At 57.6% G+C, this 18,462-nt stretch carries 15 protein-coding genes; 3 read left to right on the top strand and 12 right to left on the bottom strand.

Features of this window, described 5'->3' with window-relative positions; all coding sequences use genetic code 11:
* A partial coding sequence (locus VGM18_11615; GenBank protein HEY3973646.1) for a hypothetical protein occupies positions 1 to 278 on the top strand: 278 nt, incomplete at its 5' end.
* 1,007 nt (positions 279 to 1,285) lie between these two features.
* The gene (locus VGM18_11620) at positions 1,286 to 2,761 is read left to right on the top strand and encodes a hypothetical protein (GenBank protein ID HEY3973647.1); all 1,476 of its coding nucleotides are present in this window, start codon (positions 1,286 to 1,288) and stop codon (positions 2,759 to 2,761) included.
* A gap of 28 nt (positions 2,762 to 2,789) precedes the next feature.
* Here VGM18_11620 and VGM18_11625 read toward each other — a convergent pair whose 3' ends face one another.
* From VGM18_11625 to VGM18_11675, 11 genes are all read right to left on the bottom strand, one after another.
* Positions 2,790 to 3,173, bottom strand: a complete 384-nt coding sequence (locus VGM18_11625) for a hypothetical protein (GenBank protein ID HEY3973648.1) — start codon at positions 3,171 to 3,173, stop codon at positions 2,790 to 2,792.
* 289 nt (positions 3,174 to 3,462) lie between these two features.
* Positions 3,463 to 5,457 carry a response regulator gene (locus VGM18_11630; GenBank protein HEY3973649.1) on the bottom strand — a complete coding sequence of 665 codons (1,995 nt, stop codon included), beginning with the start codon at positions 5,455 to 5,457 and terminating at the stop codon, positions 3,463 to 3,465.
* Positions 5,454 to 6,539: a chemotaxis-specific protein-glutamate methyltransferase CheB gene (gene cheB / locus VGM18_11635; protein ID HEY3973650.1), complete on the bottom strand. Its 1,086-nt coding sequence runs from the start codon at positions 6,537 to 6,539 to the stop codon at positions 5,454 to 5,456. Before cheB ends, VGM18_11630 begins: the two co-directional genes overlap by 4 nt.
* A gap of 3 nt (positions 6,540 to 6,542) precedes the next feature.
* Positions 6,543 to 8,633 (bottom strand): response regulator, encoded by a 2,091-nt coding sequence (locus VGM18_11640; GenBank protein ID HEY3973651.1) that lies wholly within the window; start codon positions 8,631 to 8,633, stop codon positions 6,543 to 6,545.
* Between the two features lie 6 nt (positions 8,634 to 8,639).
* Complete coding sequence (locus tag VGM18_11645) at positions 8,640 to 10,112, bottom strand: CHASE3 domain-containing protein (protein ID HEY3973652.1); 1,473 nt, start codon at positions 10,110 to 10,112, stop codon at positions 8,640 to 8,642.
* A gap of 45 nt (positions 10,113 to 10,157) precedes the next feature.
* The gene (locus VGM18_11650) at positions 10,158 to 10,706 is read right to left on the bottom strand and encodes a chemotaxis protein CheW (GenBank protein ID HEY3973653.1); all 549 of its coding nucleotides are present in this window, start codon (positions 10,704 to 10,706) and stop codon (positions 10,158 to 10,160) included.
* Positions 10,703 to 12,235: a CheR family methyltransferase gene (locus VGM18_11655; GenBank protein HEY3973654.1), complete on the bottom strand. Its 1,533-nt coding sequence runs from the start codon at positions 12,233 to 12,235 to the stop codon at positions 10,703 to 10,705. The genes VGM18_11650 and VGM18_11655 overlap by 4 nt, the downstream gene beginning before the upstream one ends.
* A complete protein-coding gene (locus tag VGM18_11660) occupies positions 12,235 to 12,699 on the bottom strand; it encodes a chemotaxis protein CheW (protein HEY3973655.1) in 465 nt (154 codons plus the stop codon). The genes VGM18_11655 and VGM18_11660 overlap by 1 nt, the downstream gene beginning before the upstream one ends.
* 253 nt (positions 12,700 to 12,952) lie before the next feature.
* Complete coding sequence (locus VGM18_11665; protein ID HEY3973656.1) at positions 12,953 to 13,459, bottom strand: DUF4188 domain-containing protein; 507 nt, start codon at positions 13,457 to 13,459, stop codon at positions 12,953 to 12,955.
* Between the two features lie 188 nt (positions 13,460 to 13,647).
* The gene (locus VGM18_11670; GenBank protein ID HEY3973657.1) at positions 13,648 to 13,896 is read right to left on the bottom strand and encodes a hypothetical protein; all 249 of its coding nucleotides are present in this window, start codon (positions 13,894 to 13,896) and stop codon (positions 13,648 to 13,650) included.
* An 85-nt stretch (positions 13,897 to 13,981) separates the two neighbouring features.
* A complete protein-coding gene (locus VGM18_11675) occupies positions 13,982 to 14,776 on the bottom strand; it encodes a hypothetical protein (GenBank protein ID HEY3973658.1) in 795 nt (264 codons plus the stop codon).
* 425 nt (positions 14,777 to 15,201) lie between these two features.
* Here VGM18_11675 and rpoD point away from each other — a divergent pair, with 425 nt between their 5' ends.
* Positions 15,202 to 16,839, top strand: coding sequence for an RNA polymerase sigma factor RpoD (gene rpoD, locus VGM18_11680; GenBank protein HEY3973659.1), 1,638 nt, complete (start codon positions 15,202 to 15,204; stop codon positions 16,837 to 16,839).
* A 133-nt stretch (positions 16,840 to 16,972) separates the two neighbouring features.
* On the opposite strand, the gene VGM18_11685 is transcribed toward rpoD, so the two are convergent.
* Complete coding sequence (locus tag VGM18_11685) at positions 16,973 to 18,310, bottom strand: TolC family protein (protein ID HEY3973660.1); 1,338 nt, start codon at positions 18,308 to 18,310, stop codon at positions 16,973 to 16,975.
* Positions 18,311 to 18,462: the final 152 nt, after the last annotated feature.

Below are 18,462 nucleotides of genomic sequence, written 5' to 3' on the forward strand. Positions count from 1 at the left end.
CGGCGCGGATGCGGCGGGTGCTGGAGGTAGAGATGCCGGTGCGGAGTGTGTTCGACGCGCCGACGATCGCGGCGCTGGCGCGGGAAGTGGAGAAAGTGCGCTCCCTCGGACTAAAAGCCCATACCCCTATCCTCCGCCGCCCCGATCGTGCCGCCGCAAAAGAACGTGAGGTGCTCGAACAATTGGATACACTACCAGCGGAGGAGGCGAAGAGACTTGTGAAGACCTTCTTGCATGGAAAACAAACTGGTACGGTTCAATCCAGAAGGGAACCTTAGGGGCATAGTACGCTTTTCGCCGCTCTCGATCTTCTTCAAGTCAAAGCGATCTTTGTCGCCAACCCCATACACGAACTCACGCCCCTCGGGGTTAGGGATTGCCGCCGAGACGGCGGCAAGGGCTGTTCGCCCAACAGGTTCGGTCCTAGCGGGCCAGACTCAGGGCCTCGTAGGCGAAGCCAATGACGGAAATCGCGATGAAAAGGTATGGCCAAAGGTCGATGGCGCGTCTCAGCAGTGACGCCGGTGAGTGAACTTGAGTTGGAGGTTCGGCGTGCATGCTGAAGTCCGGCCGTAATCTGGAGCTAGACCCCTAAGGATTGTTGAGGCAAGCTCGCGAGTCTAGCCATCATTACCACAATGATTTCCCGCGAACCATAGAGTAAATTTCTTAAAGCAAGTTTTGTAGGTAGAGCGGAAGAACACCTTAGGTACCGGCCTGTGCGGCATGGAGACGATCGTAAATGCCGGGAAAATCGGACGCGACAAACTGTTTGCTATCAATCTCCTTGGGCAAGAAAGCTTCAGTCCCGTTTTAACGCGGCACCCACTCGGCATGGCGCCTGCCCCATACTCGAACCACCTTATTGCTTCCCTGCCTGCTTTGTCGCAGTTTGAGGACGGTCGATTCTTGTTCGTTTGCGGGTCAGGTGCGGGATTGGACTTGGCAGTCGGCAGTGAAGTTTAATACGTGCCGGAAAGAATTCGCAACGATGCGTACGACCTTGGGAGGGAATTCGGTCATGAATCTGCAACTTCGCGGGGATAGTACTGGTTTATGGCGTGGGCTGCTCTGGCGAGGAAAGTCTGCAACGCGCTTTGGCCGGAACAGTCTCGATCTGTATTTCGGAAGATATTCCGGCAAACAGACTGCCTCGCGCTTGATTTGGATCTCTGTTTGCTCGCTCAGTTTCGCCGTCTGCGCGGCTTCAACCGCGCTGGCTACGGGCGGGAAGGCTTCCCCTGGGAAATTGCCAACGCCCCCCTCTCCCTCAACGCCATCGGTTGTGCCGACCGCCGTCACTACCTGGCACTACAATAATTCGCTGACCAGCGCCAACACGACCGAGTTGATCCTGACTCCATCCAACGTAAATAGCGTGCAGTTCGGCAAACTAGCCACTTTCCCGGTGGACGGTTTCGTTGTGGCACAGCCTCTCTATCTGCCACAAATCGGCATTGCCGGTCAAGGCGTGCACAACGTGGTCTACGTGGCGACTATGAACGACAGCGTCTACGCCTTCGATGCCGACAGCACTTCGACATCCCCACTGTGGCAGACCAGCATACTGACCTACAGCCCAGCCGGCGCCACCACGGTTCCGGCGACGGTAAAGAAAGATACCGGAACCACGGGCTGGAGCGAGTTAGGCATCATTTCTACTCCGGTGATCGATGCCTCCACTAATACTCTTTACCTGGTTGCGGAGACCTATGAAAGCGGCAATGTGGTGCATCGGCTGCATGCACTTGACGTGACCAGCGGGTTGGAAAAGTTGGGCGGCCCGAGTACTATTTCCGCGACCTACAAGCTCAACGGGAAGACCACGATCTTCGCCGATCTCTACGAGATGAATCGGCCGGGCCTCTTGTTAGCCAATGGCAATGTATATATAGGTTTCGGCTCCAATGGCAACAACAACTACAGTCAGGGATGGGTGTTGGCTTACAATGCGGCCACACTTCAACCGGCGGGGAGCATTACGGTCGAACCGGGCAAGGAGTTGGCTTCCATTTGGCAAAAGGGTGCCAGCCTCTCCGCTGACAGTGAGGGAAATGTCTACGGCGAAACTGGGGAAGGCTACTACGCCGCCGGCACGAACCTGTCCACCAGCGTGTTCAAGCTGAGCCAGAGCGGCAACGTCCTCAGTCTGGCGGACTGGTTTACTCCCTACAATCACCAATCCCTTTCTCAGGGGGACATGGATCTGGACGATGGCGTGTTGATCCTACCCGACCAGCCCGGCCCCTACCCCCACGAAGCGATCGCCGCAGGCAAGGAAGCAACTCTCTATGTTTTGAATCGGGACAACATGGGCCAACTGTGCACGAGTTGCACGACGACCGACACCCAGATCATCCAGGAATTGCCCCAAGGTGCCGGCAAGCAGAGTGGTACCCCGGTTTATTGGAACAATACCGTTTATTTTACCGGCCAATCCAGCCCCGTGTATGCCTATACTCTCAGCGCAGGCATGCTGATAACGCCGGCTTCTGTTCAATCAGCCCAGATGGGCGGTGGTGGTCACGCGATTCTCACGGCGAATGGTAATACCAACGGGATCCTGTGGTTCATCAATGGCGGCGGACCGTTGATGGCGTTGAATGCGACCACCTTAAAGACCCTCTACACGAGCAAACAGGCGGCGAACGGCCGAGACACGGTACCTCCGCTGGCGCATTTCGCGACCCCGATCGCGGCCGATGGAAAGGTCTTCATTGGCACCCAGAATAGTTTAGTCGTTTATGGGCTGTTGAATTGATCGGAGGCTGGAGCTTAGAAAGCAACTTTTAGCGCGAGCTGAATCTCGGGGTGGAGTCCCGGTGCCTACCGGGCTGACCGGGGTTGTAGTGTTTACGGATTGGACGATACTGCCGAAGCCTGAAGCGTTCGCGCTCTGTGTTGCACCGCTCCAGACCGCCTGCGGCAGGCGGTTGGGGGTGCATCGCGGTGACTTGGGTCTGCGTCATGACGCGACCCGAGGGATCGGTGACCGTACCGGTCAATCCCGCACGGTCAACCTGTGCCAGCGATGGGGACTCAAGGCAGAGCAGCAGGCCGGCTCCGTATAAAAATTTATCGGCACGCGGGATTCCGGCGCGGATACCGGAACGAAGGTCGGCGCAGAAGAGGCATACGGAAAGCAGAGTGGGGCCGAATTGCTCTCGCTTCATAACGATGATTCCTCGCTAGAGCGGATCAACCACATTACGATATTGTCATCTTGTCCATCGTAAGGTCAGGCGAGTATGAATCTCTGATGAAAAGTACAGCCTCATCCTTCGATAGTGTAGCGTGCCTAAACGCTCGAGAGCAGTTTTCATCCCATCGGCGCACAATTTCATTCAAGGCGGCAACCGCTCTAATTTCTAACATGAGCTTTGCACCTTGGTGGTCGGGTTGTCCAAAACTGGGGTTTGCTTCAGGGCGTTCTGCGCTTGTTTGCGGTTGAGCTAGTCGGTTTTATTTTTCCTCGGACGGAATCGAACTCGAAGCCAGGGTGAATGAAAAGGTGGCACCCTGTCCAACTTGGCTTTCCGCCCACACTCGCCCCCCGTGTCGCTCGACAATGCGGCGGACTGTGGCTAGCCCAATTCCCGTGCCAGGGAAGTCGGCTTGCCGGTGCATTCTCTGAAAGGGTGCAAATAACTTGTCAGCGTAAGCCAGATCGAAGCCGGCTCCGTTGTCGCGAACAAGATAAGTCATGACTGCCGGTTTGGGCGCGGCGCCTACTTCAATCCGCGCGTGCGGTTGCTTGCGAGTAAACTTCCAGGCGTTCCCCATCAGGTTGTCGAGCGCCGCCCGGATAAGATGGCGATCTGCCTCGATGATGAGTCCATCCTCGATGAGGAAGTCAACTTGCCGCTCCGGTTCCGATTGTTGCAGCTCTTCGGCGATGGCTCGCGCCATTTGGGAAAGGTCAAGCGATTCGCAATTCACCGTCGCCCGATCTAATCTGGAGAGGTGTAGAAGCGCTTCCACCAGGTTACCCATCCGTATTGCCGCCTCTTGGATCTTGCACAAATATTCCTCAGCCTTCGGGGGCAACTGCCCGGCGAAATCCTCCCGCAACATCTGGCTGAATCCGTGGAGAGCACGCACCGGCGCACGCAAATCGTGAGAGACAGAATAGGTGAAGGTTTCGAGTTCCTGGTTTTTTCTCTGGAGTTCATCGGTTAGAGATGCGCGGGTCTCGGCAATTTCCTGAGCCGCCTTGGCCTGGGCCACTTCCAGTTCTTTTGCCAACAGCTTCTCGTGGATCGACTGATTTTCGTCTTCAAACTGCTTGCGGCGCAGTTGTGCACGTACTCGGGCCTTCAACACTTCGAAATCGCCGGATTTGGGCACATAGTCGTCCGCACCTGCGTTGATGCCTTCGACCAGCGCTTGCGCCTCTTCCACCGACGTCAGGATTACCAGTGGAATCTGCCGCCAGGCTGCCCGCTTCTTGATGATCTTGCAGGTTTCCTTGCCCGAGAGATTCGGCATCATGAGATCCAAGAGAATGCAATCGACCGATTGCACCTCAAGCAGTTCAAGAGCTTCTTTTCCCGAGCCGGCCAAAATAATGTCGTACCCTTCGTCGCGCAGTTCATCCGCCAGTTCATGCAAATAAGTGGCGCTATCGTCAACCGTCAGAATCTTCTTGGGACCGAGCAGCGTCGAGCCTTTGGGATCGACAACCACCGACTGGCGTCCCGTTCGTAATAGCGCCGCGATTCGCGCCAGGACTACCTCGATATTCTCGTCTTTGCGCACATAGGCGTCCGCTCCGGCATCGAGCGTACGCAACTCGTCACCCGGTGTTTCCGAGGCGGTCAACATCAGACAAGGTGTGTCGCGGAGGAGGACATCCTGTTTTAAACGGCGTATCACGGTTGCGCCATCCATGCCGCCGGGCAGTACGCCATCGACGATAACTGCCAGAGGCCGGATGGCGACCGCAGTATGCAATCCCTCTTCGCCGGTTACAGCCGTCAGAACCTCGTAGCCTGCGCCTTCAAGCACCGACTGAAACTCATTGCGAAATGTCGCGCTGTCATCGATGAGCAACAAGCTGCGCCCCGGTTGCGCGTCCCGATCATGTTCCGGAAGGCCGACCAATTGACGGGCGCGAGCCACTACGTGGGCAGCATCGTAGGGTTTGCCGACATAATCGTCGGCTCCGGTTTTCAGTCCGCGCACGCGTTCGTGCACCTCCCCCTCGGTAGACAATAAAATAACCGGAATTTCCGCAGTAACAGGCGTGCTCTTGATCTCCCGCAGCAATTCAATCCCGTCCCCGTCCGGGAGCATGACATCGAGAACAACCAGGGAAAATGTTTGCTGGGCGAGAGCGTTGCGTGCTGCCTCCAATACTTCACAAGCCGTTGTCGCAAAGCCACCGGCCTCAAATGCCTCTTGCAAATCCATTCTCACGGTCAGGCTATCGTCTACGATGAGAACGGTGGGCTTCATGCTTTTCTCCATTGGCTGTTGTCGGCCAGGGCTAATAGTGCTGGGGCGAATTCCTGCAAGCCAAGTGTCCGTTCCGCCGCCCCCAAACGAATTGCCTCCTGCGGCATTCCAAACACAATCGACGTCGCTTGGTCCTGCGCTAGCGTTCGCCCTCCGGCCTGACGGATCGAAAGCAGCCCGGTCGCGCCATCTTTTCCCATTCCCGTCAGAAGACAAGCAATGGTCTGTTTGCCGATCTCCTGGGCCAGAGACTCGAAAAGGACATCGATCGAGGGTCGGCACGAATGGCGTTCTGGATCCGACGTGAGCCGCATACGTCCATTGCAAACCACGAGATGACGGTCGGGTGGCGCTAAGAGCACTCTCGCTTGTCCGATCGGTGGCAGTAGCTCTCCGTCCGTCGCGTAGGCGACCGGAAGGGGAGACTGGCTCTCCAACCACTCTACGAAAAACGTGCTGAATGCCTGCCCGATATGAATCACCAGCAGGATCGGAAACGGGTAGCATGGTGGAAGGCTTTGCAGGATTTGCAGACACGCTGCCGGCCCTCCGGTTGAGGCTCCAATGGCCACCAGTCGATGGACGCCGGGCTCGACCTTCTCCGAAACGACGGGGTTCGGGAGGGGGGCCGTCGACAATCTATTGGGAGGACGATTGGGAAGACGAGCCCGCAGATGGGTGATTACTTTGACATGAGAAATCAGTTTGACTCTGGAGATGAATATCTGCTCCCAAACGCCGTTATCGTGACCGTTCGGCTTTTCGAGAACGTCCAGTGCGCCGGCCGCCAACGCATCGTAAGTCTTGAACAGCTCCCCGCGATTGGTCGAAGACGACACAATAAGAATTGGCGTCGGACAGTACGCCATAATGTATTCGGTTGCCTCCAGGCCGCTCATCGTGGGAAGCATCATGTCGAGGGTCACGATGTCGGGACGCAACTTCTGGCAGAGTTCGATGCCCGTCTTCCCGTCTCCTGCCTCGCCCACAACCTCCATCTGCGGGTCGGCGCTGAGCACTTCGACCAGCCGTCTACGGACGGTCAGAGAATCTTCGACGACCAGTACACGAACGGTTCCCATCGCCTACTCCGTCAGTTTCCGGATGGTTTGCAGAAAATATGCCTGGTCGAACTCGCTCTTCACGATGTAGGCGGAGGCTCCGACTTCCTCCCCGAGACGCTTATCCTCGGGAGCATTCCTCGAGGTCACCAAAATCGCGGGTATCTTGCGCAACACAGGATCCTGCCGGGTTCGCGCTACGAACTGAAAGCCATTCATGCCGGGCATTTCGACATCAACGAGAAACAGCCCATAGCGACGGGTTCGGGCTTTGTCGAGAGCTTCTTCTGCCGACGACGCGAGTTCGACCTTATGTCCGTCCGCCTCGAGAAGACCCTGCTCCACCATGCGGGTGGTCAACGAGTCGTCCACGATCAGAATCGGCGCGCGCAAGACCTCATCTGCCGAGGTCGTCGCCCCCGAGCCGGTCTGGGCTGCCCTGACCAGCCCTGCGGAGTCAAGGACCAGCAACGGTTTCCCATCGGCATCGACGGACCCGCCTGCTATCGAGGGCGCACCCCCTGCCAGCGCTGATAACGAACGCACGACTACGGTGCTGGTCCCGCGCAACGCTCCCACGCCAATCGCTGCCAGCGCGGGACCAGACCTTACGATCACAGCGGACCGGCGCTCGCCAGGGTTGGCGGATGAAACGGGACGGCCAAGCGCCTGCGACAGCGAGAGAAATGGAATCGCCTGACCCTGATATGGAATCGACTCGTGAGCTCCCGAAGCCACGATTCCGCGTTCGGGAAGCCGCAGGACTTCACGCACACAATCCAGGGCTATGGAAGCCTTCACTCCAGCCGAGTCCACCATCAGAGCGGCAACCGATGTCATCGAAACCGGCACGCGGATTTCTACGTTCGTACCCGCATTCGGCGCACTCTCGATCGAAATCTCGCCTTTCAGTCGTGTCACTACATCGCGAACAACGTCCAGACCGACTCCGCGTCCTGCAATTCCCGTGACCGTCCCGGCGGTACTGACTCCGCCGCGGAGAATCAACTCAATCGCCTGGTCAAGTCCCAGAGAGTCGGTTTCGGCGGCGGCGACGATACCTTTGTTGATTGCGGCGCGGCGGATGGCTTCTACGTCAATGCCCCGGCCGTCGTCGCGGCAAACAAAGGCCACGCGACTGCCCCTCTGCTGGACACTTAGATCGATACGGCCGGAGGGGGGCTTGCCGGTTGCAACCCGGGCCTCCGGGATTTCAATCCCGTGCGCCACCGCATTGCGCACCAGGTGCAACAGCGCCTCGTGCAGGAGCACCAGAACGTGGGCATCGAGGCGAACATGGCCGCCCGATGGATAGAACTGCACTTCCTTACCGAGGGCGACTGCGGCATCCCGTATCGCTCGGGCCAGGGGAGAAAAAATCGTAGCGGCCGGCATCAGGCGAAGCCGGTTGGCGCGTTCCCAACTCTGATTCAGGTCCCGTTGCGCGCGCTCGACCCCGATGCCAAGATCGCGTTCAACACTCTCGAGCGCGGCCAACAATTGTTCCGCGAGCGACCCAATTCCCGCCGCAGAACCATTCAGCTGGACGCCATACGAATGAATCCGGCGGACGATCAAACTGGACAGTTGCTTTGCCTGCCTTACCTTTTCAATTTCGTTCTGAATTATGGTGATCTGCACGCTCGCCTCGGAGAGCCTGTTGAGCAAAGCCTCAACTTCTTCCACTTCGACACGCACCGTCTCCAGGGGTTCTTCCGAACGCGGTTTCGCGGGTGCTGCCCTGCCCGGCTCGATCGGCCGTTCCAATCCAGGCCGTTCTAACCCAGGCCGTTCTAGCCCAGGCCGTTCTAGCCCCGCAACTTTGACCGTAATCTGGTCCAGCAGTCGCAGCATTTCACCGGTGTGTTCCTTAGACGCAGCAAGTCTGCCTTCGCGATAGGGCGACAGGATTTCTTCCACGGCATGGGCGGCTTCAGCAATCGCCGGCTGCTTGACTACCCGCGATGCGCCTTTGAGCGTGTGCGCAAATCGAAGCAGGCTCGGGACAAGGTTTTCATCTTTCCCTCCGTTTTCGAGGTCGAGAATGCCGCGAGTGAGTTTCTCGATCAACTCTCGGGATTCGACGCGAAAGTATTTGTAAGTATCTTTTGCCATATCTGCCTATGCGCTGGCTGCCTTAGCAAGAGGCTGTACAATGCGCGAAAGATCTTGTGAGAGATGGGCCAACTGGGTTGCGGTTTGCAATGTCTGGCTTGAACTCGCTTCCGTCTCGCGAGTCGCTTCGGCAGCGTCTTTGATCGCGGTATTGACCTGCTCGACCGCAGTCATCTGCTGTTTGGTGCTGATCTCGATCTCGCGTGCCGCTTCCGTGCTGGTGACGACGAGGCCGGCAATCTGTTTGAAACCGCGTGTGACTTCAGCAAAGTGTTGCAGCCCGGCGTCGACCGCTTTGGATCCCACTTCGGTGGCCAGGACAGTGGTGTTGACCGCAGCCCGGACCTCCTCGATCAGGCTCCGAATCTCTCGGGTGGATCCGGTTACTCGCTCGGACAATTTTCTGATTTCATCTCCGACCACGGCAAACCGGTTTCCGGCCTCACCCGCTCCAGCCGCTTCAATGGTGGCGTTGATCGACAGAATGTTGGTCTGCTCCGCCAGTTCGTTAATGATTTCGAGTATGCCGCCAATCTGCTGAGACTTTTTGCCCAAATCCAGCATGTGGCCGACGATGACGTCAACCTGTCGCCGGATGCCGCCAATCGCTTCTTGCATCTTGACCACCGTTTCATCTCCTCCACGCGCTGCCATCGCGGTCTGCTGCGCCATTTGCGCCACTTGCTGCGCACTCTCGGAGATCTGGCGGAAAGTGACCAGCAGTTCGCTCATGGTGGTAGTAACTTCATTCATCACACTCGCAGTTTCGCGCGCGCCGGTGGCTTGCTGATTGGCTGTGCTCTGGAGTTCGGTCGAGGAGTTTTGCACGTGAGAAACAGCTTGGCCGATTTGCCGGGTCAGCGAGCGCGTAATCCAGACGGCCACGGAAATCGTCAGCAACAAGCAGACGATTGTGCCGAAAATGATGGTTCTTCGGGTCGTGCTCGCGGTCATTTCCGCTTCTTCGGCGCGCTGCTTGAGAAGCTCCTTCTCTTCGCCCTCCATTTGGGCCGCGATCTCCCTGATCTGTTGCATGAATCTTTTGCCTTCGCCGCCGTTGACGATCTTCAAGGTTTGCGCCTCATCCCCCTTGCGGCGCAGTTCAATCGTCTGCCTGAGTTCCGTCTCTTTTGCGGCGATCAGCGGCGCCAACTGGTCGAGCCTGCTCTGCTGGTGAGGATTGTCCGAGGTCAGCTGCCGCAGTTCGCTAAGGACTCGGGGTATTCCTTCGGTGCCGTTATGGTAGTCATCGAGATAGCTTTCGTTCTGCGTGATTACATACCCGCGCTGACCTGCCTCTTCGTCTTTCATGAGGCCCTGTAAAGTGGCGAGATCCTCAAGCACCTGATGAGTGTGAGTGACCCAATAGCTGGTCTGCATGAGCCGGTTAGTGCCGGAATAGGAGATGGTGCCGATCGCCGCCAGGAGGATGAAAGCCAGGGCGAAGCCGACTGTAATTTTCCTTTGGAATGTCCACATTTCGTTGCTCCTTCTTTTCAAACATCCATACCTGCGCCATTGCCGTCATTCCTTCGCTGGCACGTGCGGGCCAGCGCATTGCCGGATCGATTCCATAAGCGCCGAAGCGTCGATCACGGCCCGAACTACAGATCCCACTTCGGCGAGTTGGTGTATATGCTTGCGCCGCAAAGATGTCTCGTCCGCATAAAGGTGCGATCGCTGCACTTCGATCCGCCCTTCCAGGCGATCAAATGCCAATGCAACCGGCGTCTCCCGATTCATGTGCATGAACCATTGCGGTTCACCACTCGCAGGAAGCTCCAGAAGAGTGGCGAGATTGAAGACTGGAACTAACCCGCCGCGCACGACCGCAACCCCAAGCAGTTCGGGGACAATGCTGGGAACCGGAAGAATGACCGTTCGCTTCATAATTCCCGTAATGTGTTGGATTCTTACAGCCAGTGCCGTGCCCGCGATGCGGAAAGCGATCATTGCTTCGACATCTTTGCTCTTAGCCTGATAAGGCAGTTGGAATGTTCGATCGAATGCGCTGCGCAAGTCGGCGAGGCGATTCAATTGCGAACTCATTTCCTTGTGCATTTCTTTATTCATGGTGTTCCTCCGCAGGCGAAGAGCTGCGCCCGGCTGAACTCCATGAGCGTTTCCCGCCCGAATCCTCCGCCGAGTAGCAAGAGCCGGGAAGCGTCTTCTCCCGGCAGGAGCGTTCTGGCTTGCTCCAGCTCACGGCGGGATATCGCTAAATCTCCCCGCCGTTTGGCCAGGAGCCCGAGGTGCAGGTGAGGCATTGCGAATGCAGGATCCAGATAAATGGCTGCCCGATCATGCTCGATGGCCCCGGCGTAGTCGCCGGCATGTTCGCGGCAGAGCGCTACCACATAGTGCGCTCCTGCATTCAGATCATCCAACGAAAGGATTTGTTCACAGACCGTCAGCGCTGCGGAGACATCTCCGCAATTGCTCAGCAAGACGGCACGCAGAAGCTGGGCATCGCCATCCGCGGTGGCCGCCGACGGCAGGCCGTTGAATGCTTCCAGCGCGGCTTGAAATCTCTCTTGCCGGAGAAGTTCGAGGACGAAACCGAACTGAGCCGTGCCCCGCTGGCCTGCCCCTTTCTCGAAGCGAGCCGGGGAGGGATTGGCCTCGACGTGACGGCTGGAGTTCTGCGACAGATTGTTGATACGCTCCGACGCTACCCGAATTGCGTCCACCCAAGAGATATCGAGGCTGGCGATCGGAAGTTGCGGGTTGGGCGCGAGGGCCTGCGGCGGTTCGGGGATTGCATTCGTCCCTTCTCGCTTCTGGTAGTAAAACGTATCGTGGGTGTGGCGCAGGTGAAAATCCCGCGAGAGTCCGCGAAGGGTTTCGGCATGGCTAAGAAAAAGAAAACCTGCCGGAGCCAAAGCCTGCGTCAGCCGCGCCACTACCACCCGTACGGCATCCGGAACCAGGTACATCATGACGTTACGGCAGAAGATGATGTCAAACTGCTCCATGGCCCAGTCGGAAGCGCCTTCCACGGCGAGATTCCGTTCTTCAAAGGACACCATTCGGCGAAAACGCTCGTCCAGAAGAAAATCTCCGCCTTCCCTGCGAAAGCATCGATTGCGCATCGGATCTGCCGTCTCCCGCAAAGACCATGAGCTGTACCGGGCGGCATTGGCCTTAGCCAGCATCGTGGGGTTGAGGTCGATGCCGACAATGCTCAGGTCCCAACCCGCGACTTCGGAAAAATGCTCCCTTAGGAGAATCGCCAGCGAATACGCCTCTTCACCGGAGGCGCAACCGGCCGAGAGGAGGCGTAATCGCCGGTGCGAATTCCTGGCACGAATCCGAGACGGTAAAGCAACCTCCTGAAGCGCACGAAAGTGATCTGGGCAGCGGAAAAAATATGTCTCGGAGACGGTGAGGTGAGCCGCCAGTGCCCGCAGTTCCTCGCGCCCGTTGGCACTGGATATGATCGACGTGAGGTAAGCAGCGGCGTTTCCCGCTCCCTGTGCATCAAGTCGCAGGCGGAGAACCTCTGCCAGGCGATCCGACCTTCCATTGTCGAACTGTAGCCCAAGTCGGCCTGCAATGATCGCTCGGAAGTGGTCCAACTCGGCATGTCCAAACGATCCCATCAGGCTTCCTGCCTCGGAAGCGCTTCCCAGACCTTCGCGGGCACAATGCGGCAGGTCTTCAAGACCGTAAACAGCTCGGTATCTAAGGCGCCAACGGCCTCGACCAAATCCGTGCGCGTGTCAAGCAGCAAGGGAGGCATCTGGCTGCGGAGCACAGGTGCGAATTCACGAATGCCAAGCACCGAATCGACGGCGAGAGCGACTCGACGCGCCCCCACGCGAATGGCAACAAGTCGTGTGCTTAAACTTTTATCCGAAGCGCCGAGTAACCTTCCCAGGTCGACCACAGGAACGGGCGCTCCGCGGATGACCGACAAACCCTGAACCACATCTGTCGGGCCCGTCCAGGGCTCTACTGGAAGTGGGCGCATGATCTCCACGACATCGGAAAGAGGTACCGCGCAGATTCGCGCACCCACGCGGATGGTTAGGGTCAAGTTCGCATCGATCTTCATCGTCATCATCAACTTAACCTCTCGCCTTTGTTCCCAGAATGTAAGTCGTGGAGAGCATGAAGAGCACCTACTGGGCAGGCGAACGATTGGGATCCGACTTCTTAGGCGCCTTCTATTGAAGGATCGGCAAAGCGGGGCGGGACATTACAAGATGGCTATTCGACGTACCTGCGACCGAGGCAAAGGTTATCCGATATGGCAAATGGGTAAGCGGGTTCCGATTCGGGAATTCTTGTGCCCTGATTAGGTAAAACCGCACGTGCTATGACTCGTACAGTTCGGATTCCGACAGCACCGGCTCGCCTCCGCCGGCGGAATGCGCACGGGCTGCGGCCCCGAACATCGGCCCGCGCGCCATTCCCACGGGCGCGAATTTCATGAAGCCGATCGGTTCGGGCACATCGTCGTAGATGGCTTCCATGCCGCCGGTCATCAGGTATGTTTCATGCCAGAAGCCGGTACCCTCGGAGTCCCGCAAGAACGCCTTCCACCACTGCCGATGCGGGTCCGACCTTGTCCAGGCCAGCAGTGAATCCATATCGCGCCAGTACTGCCGCATACCCACATGAGGCGGAAACAGAGAGAAGAGAAAGTTTTCATGCAACAGGAGCCCGTCGGGCTGTGCGCCGACCGAAGCCGCGATCTTGGGCCCAAAGCCAAACAGCGTTTTCAATCCCGTGAGCCGATTGACCCGCATCCCCAAATAAATAACCACCAGATGGGGATAGGACGACAGGTCCACGGATTGGCGATTTACCTTGGTTGGCATGAAATCATAGATGTCCAGACGTTACCGCCGGTTGCCGACGGGCCTTTTGCCTACGATCAGCGAATCCACACTGGATGCGAATCCAGACTGGAGAAGACCGAGGCAGAGCTATCTACCGACGAGCGGGAATATTCCGTCACGTCATGGAACGACCGATGCTTCGCCGTCAAGAATCGTGAGGGCGGAAGTCACGCAGCGTTCGACTCTCGTCCCTTGGCGCTCCGAAGGACGGTTGCGGGCAGGCGAACCACCCGAATCGCGGCGTCCTTTTCGGTTTTCACGCGAACCGCAATACCGTCAGCTTCAGGAAACGGATCGGAGACTACCTCAAACTCCTCACCGTAGAGACGAATATGCTCGCTGACGCCATATCCCAGACGCTTTACGCTGGCACAGACTTCGGCAATCGAAGAAGATTCATTAGCATGGCTGGTCATACAGCCATTTTACTGCCCTATAGGCCGGCTGGAAAGGCGCTGAAACACAAACTTTTTCCGTCACCTATTCCGGCGGAACGATGTGTTAACGAGATTCTTGAAGGGGGGCGACCCGATTTGGATCCCGCGCTTCACGAGGTGTACTCAAGGGCGCGGCCGACGTGACTTGATAGTCGCGGTACTCGATGGTGAAGTTGGCGTGGCCGCCGAGACGGATGTCGCTGCTGCTTTGATTGGCGGCCGGAAGCCAAAAATTACCGACTTTGGCGTAGATCTGTTCAATCTTAGTTTCTTTCGTCCAGAATGAGGGGTTTTTCGCGGGACTGCCTTCCACGCGCACGACTGCGAAGTCCTCGGCGTCGACCCAGATGCGACCCCGGTATAGCAGTTTGTTATCGTTGAGCGGTTCGACAATAAGAACGTAGGCTGGACCTGTGGGCGTCGATTCGGAGCCGGCTAGGGTGAAGCGGTAGTTGTTCGGGTTGAGCGCGATGCGATTTTGATTCTCCTGGCTGAGCGCATCCTGCTCCGTCTGTAACATTCGGCTGAATACTCGGTCGATGATCACCTTCGACCCTTTTTCTGAGCGGATGCTGAATTCCTTTGTTCCTGGGGAGCGATATTTCACATCGACAACCATCTCGGCGCTGTGGGAACTTAAGAAGCCGCGATATTCCAGGCGATAGATTCGTGTACCCTCATAGGCGCTCAAGGCGCGGGCGCGTTCCAGATTTCTCTCAACCATGCCGCTGACGATCTCGTCCACGGTAAGTAAACGAATCGTGCTGCTGGCTGGCTGCAATGGAGCGGTCGCTCCCTGGCAGGCAGCGAACCCCGTGAAGAGCGACAGAACCAGGAACACGCAGGAAGAGAATTTCATCGCGAGTAACTCTTATGAAATCACGATAACGCGGATAGGACCACAGAAATGTTAATTTTTTCGATCTAGGACTTACTTTTGTACCTTGCCGGACCAGGACGGGAAGGGAAGCTGGGTTGCCGGACTCTTTGGTCCGCGGTCCGCAACTGGTAGGTCTTAAGCCTCTGGCGTCAGACCTCGAACTTCAAGCCTCAAATCGCCCGAAAAACTGGTCAATTTTCCCCCATTAGGAATGCTGTCGCGGCTGTGCTATCTTCAAATAAGCGCTTCGTTCCAAGCTGTCTGTTGAACGCTTTTTTGAACGTTTTTGAGTCAGGCTTTCTGTTGGACTTGCCACGCTCGACCAGCCAAGTTCCCTTCTCTCTACAGAAGCAGCGAAGAAGCATTCTCAGTCGGCGATGGACGCGAAGAACCGATTAATTCCCATGAGTCGAAAACCAGTAGTGGCCGACGACGAAGCAAACGACTTGCCGCAAGATACTCATTCTCCACAGGATGTGGATGATCTGCTGGGGTCCATTGGATCCCGCGGGCTGGATGTTGTGGAGGGCGATGCGCATTCGCCGTACTCTGCGCTCGAGCAGAAATTGGCGCAGGATAGCGAGGAAGTCGAACTCGATCTGACTCCGGGCGCGCCGGATTCAGCCAGCGACCCGGTGCGCGTGTATCTGCGCGAAATGGGCGCCTCGCCGCTTCTGACCCGCGAAGAAGAAGTGGAGATCGCCAAGCGCATCGAGCGCGGACAGGTGACCGCGATGAAGGCTCTGTCGCGGTCTCCAATTGTGATCCAGCAGGTGCTCGCGCTGGGCGAGGATCTGAAGCGCGGGCTGCGGTCCATCAAAGACCTGGTCGTGTTCGATGAGGAAGAGGTCACCGACGAGATAGTACAGAATCGAGTCGACGAGATGACCGGACGCATCGACCAACTGGGAAAGCACTACAAAACGGCTTTGCGGCTGACGGAAAGGCTGGCGACAATTTCGGCGAAGAAGAAGCCGAGGGAATACCGGAAGTGCCGCGGGCAGTTGGGGCGCGAGATGGTACGGATTTCTCTGATCATCCGGAACCTGGGATTGAATCATGCCGAGCGCAAGCGGTTGATCGAGCGCGTTAACAAGACGATCGAAGTCATGCGCGCGCTGGATCGGGAGTTCGTGACTCTGGAAGCGAAGATTTCCGGCACGCGCAGCGAGGAGCTCAAGAAAAATTATCGCGCGGCGCAGCGGACCCATCGCGCCGAGATCAAGCGACTGGAAGATGAAGCCGGGATGACGTTTCCGGACTTGCAGCGCACCCAGCGCAAAATGATTCAGGGCGACATGAACGCGGAGCAGGCCAAGCGCGAGCTGATCGAAGCAAATCTAAGGCTCGTGGTTTCGATCGCGAAGAAGTACGGCAATCGCGGACTGCAGTTTCTGGACTTGATTCAGGAAGGCAACGTCGGGCTGATGAAAGCGGTAGACAAGTTCGAATACCGGCGGGGCTACAAGTTTTCTACGTATGCAACGTGGTGGATCCGGCAGGCCATCAGCCGGGCGATTGCCGACCAGGCGCGGACGATCCGGCTGCCCGTACACATGATCGAGGTCGTGAACAAGCTGATTCGCACTTCGCGGCAACTGGTGCAGGCTTCGGGGCACGAGCCGACCTCAGCGGAGATTGCCAAGCAGATGGACATTCCTGAGGCAATGGTGCGGAAGGTTCGCAAGATTATGCGCGTGCCGATTTCGCTGGAGACGCCGATCGGCGAAGAAGGCGATTCGCATCTCGGCGATCTAATTGAAGACCGGACCAAGATGTCTCCGGCCGAGGCGGTCCTGAATGTGAATTTGAAGGAGCGCACGGCGCACGTGCTGCGCACGCTGAGTCCGCGCGAGGAGAAGATCATCCGCATGCGGTTTGGAATGGATGACGGCTCGGAGCATACGCTCGAGGAAGTCGGGCAGTCGTTCGACGTAACGCGCGAACGGATTCGGCAGATCGAAGCCAAGGCGCTGCGGAAGTTGCGCCATCCTTCGCGGTCGGGGAAGCTGCGGTCGCTGCTGGATGATGTGCAGGAGTAGGATTTTCGCTTACGCGCCGCGAGCGTGGCTTTGCTTACGCGCGAGAGCTGAGGAGCGGGAGATCCCTCTCTTCGCCTGAAGAACGGCTCCGCTCGGGATGACAATACTCCCTAATATTAGTGGCCGGGATCTATTAGTCGCTGGGATCGCTGCCTGCGGCGACTTGGAGACGCCCATAGGCCAGTTGATAGCTGTAGCGGGCGGTGACGACCTGGGCGCCCGCGGTGGCAGCCAATAATTCCGCATCGGTCAATTCAATAATGTTTCCCACTCCTGCCGAGTAGCGGCCCTCGGCGAACGCCAGATTCTCGCGCGCTTCCTCATCGGCTTTGGTTGCCAGATCGATCTGCTGCTGGGCGACCGTTGTGTTGGCGTAGTCGGTGTAGACTTCGCGATCGACCTGCAGCACGGCTGATTTCAGGTTCGACTCCGCGGCGCTCTTGGCCTGTTCGGTTTCGTTTAGAAAAGCGCGGTTGAAGCCCCCGGAAAGAAGGGGTTGCAGCAGGCTCTCGCCGAATCCAACGTTCCAGATCAAAGGGAATTTCAGGTTCTCAAAATCGGCGAAGCTCGTGAAATTCAGCCGCGGCTTGAAGTTGGAGCGGGCGGAAACGATGTCCCCTTGCGCCGCGATGACCACTTCTCGCAACGCTCCTAGATCTGGCCGCAGGGTCTGCGCCTGGCTAAGATAGCTATCAACCCGGTCGAGCGTCTGGGCGGTTCCCAATACATCGACGAGGCTAAATGTTCGCTTAACCGGCAGACCCATCGCCGTGGCCAGGACCGCCTGCGCGACCGTGAGATCGGATTGCGCCTGAACCAGATCGAGTTGGGCGTTGGCGACCTGTACTTCTTGCCGAGTCAGGTCGATCTTAGGAACGCGCCCGACCTGGAAGAATGCCTGGATCTGGTCCAGGTGCCGGCTCTGATCCTGAACGGCGGTTTGCCGTACCTGCACCAATTGTTGCGCGGCCAGCACGCTGAAATAGGCGTTACGTACGTTGAGCAGAGTTTCCTGGCGGACCCGGTCGCGGTTTTCCTGCGCCTGTGCCAGTTCCGCTTTGCCGCGTTCGACCGAACCGCGAGTCAATCCAAAATCATAGATATTCTGGCTGAAATTCAATCCCGTGTAGTAATACGGAGAAGTCGACCAATGCTCGCCGTTGTATTCGGTATTGGCAGTGGCCAGAGAGGTGCCGGGCACTGGAGCGTAGTTATATGTCTGCTGGTTGTGCGACGCGCCGAAGCTGAGGTGCGGAAAATAGGGCGAGCGGCGTTCCTTGAGATGGGCCTCAGCGACGTGCACTTCGGCTTCCGCAGTGGCCAGGTCGGGTTGATTTTGCTCGCTGAGGCGATAACAGTCGGCGAGCGAGAGAGGCTGATCTTGCTTCTGGGCTATCGAGGTCGCAGCCAAAACGAGAGAGAGCGTGGCCAGCGCGACGAGTCGGAGCGGCTTGTGATTCTTGTTTTCCATGCGAACGGAAAATCTCGGTCCTTCAGCTCATCGAAGCACGGCCCATAACTGTCGCCAAGCCCGCGTCCGTCATAATCCGAATTGGGGCGCAACGATGATCAGCCGCGACCCATTACTCGGCGCTTACATAGCTGAATACAGTTCCCTTCGGC

This window comes from Candidatus Sulfotelmatobacter sp. (genome assembly GCA_036500765.1).
Lineage (GTDB): Bacteria > Acidobacteriota > Terriglobia > Terriglobales > Acidobacteriaceae > Sulfotelmatobacter.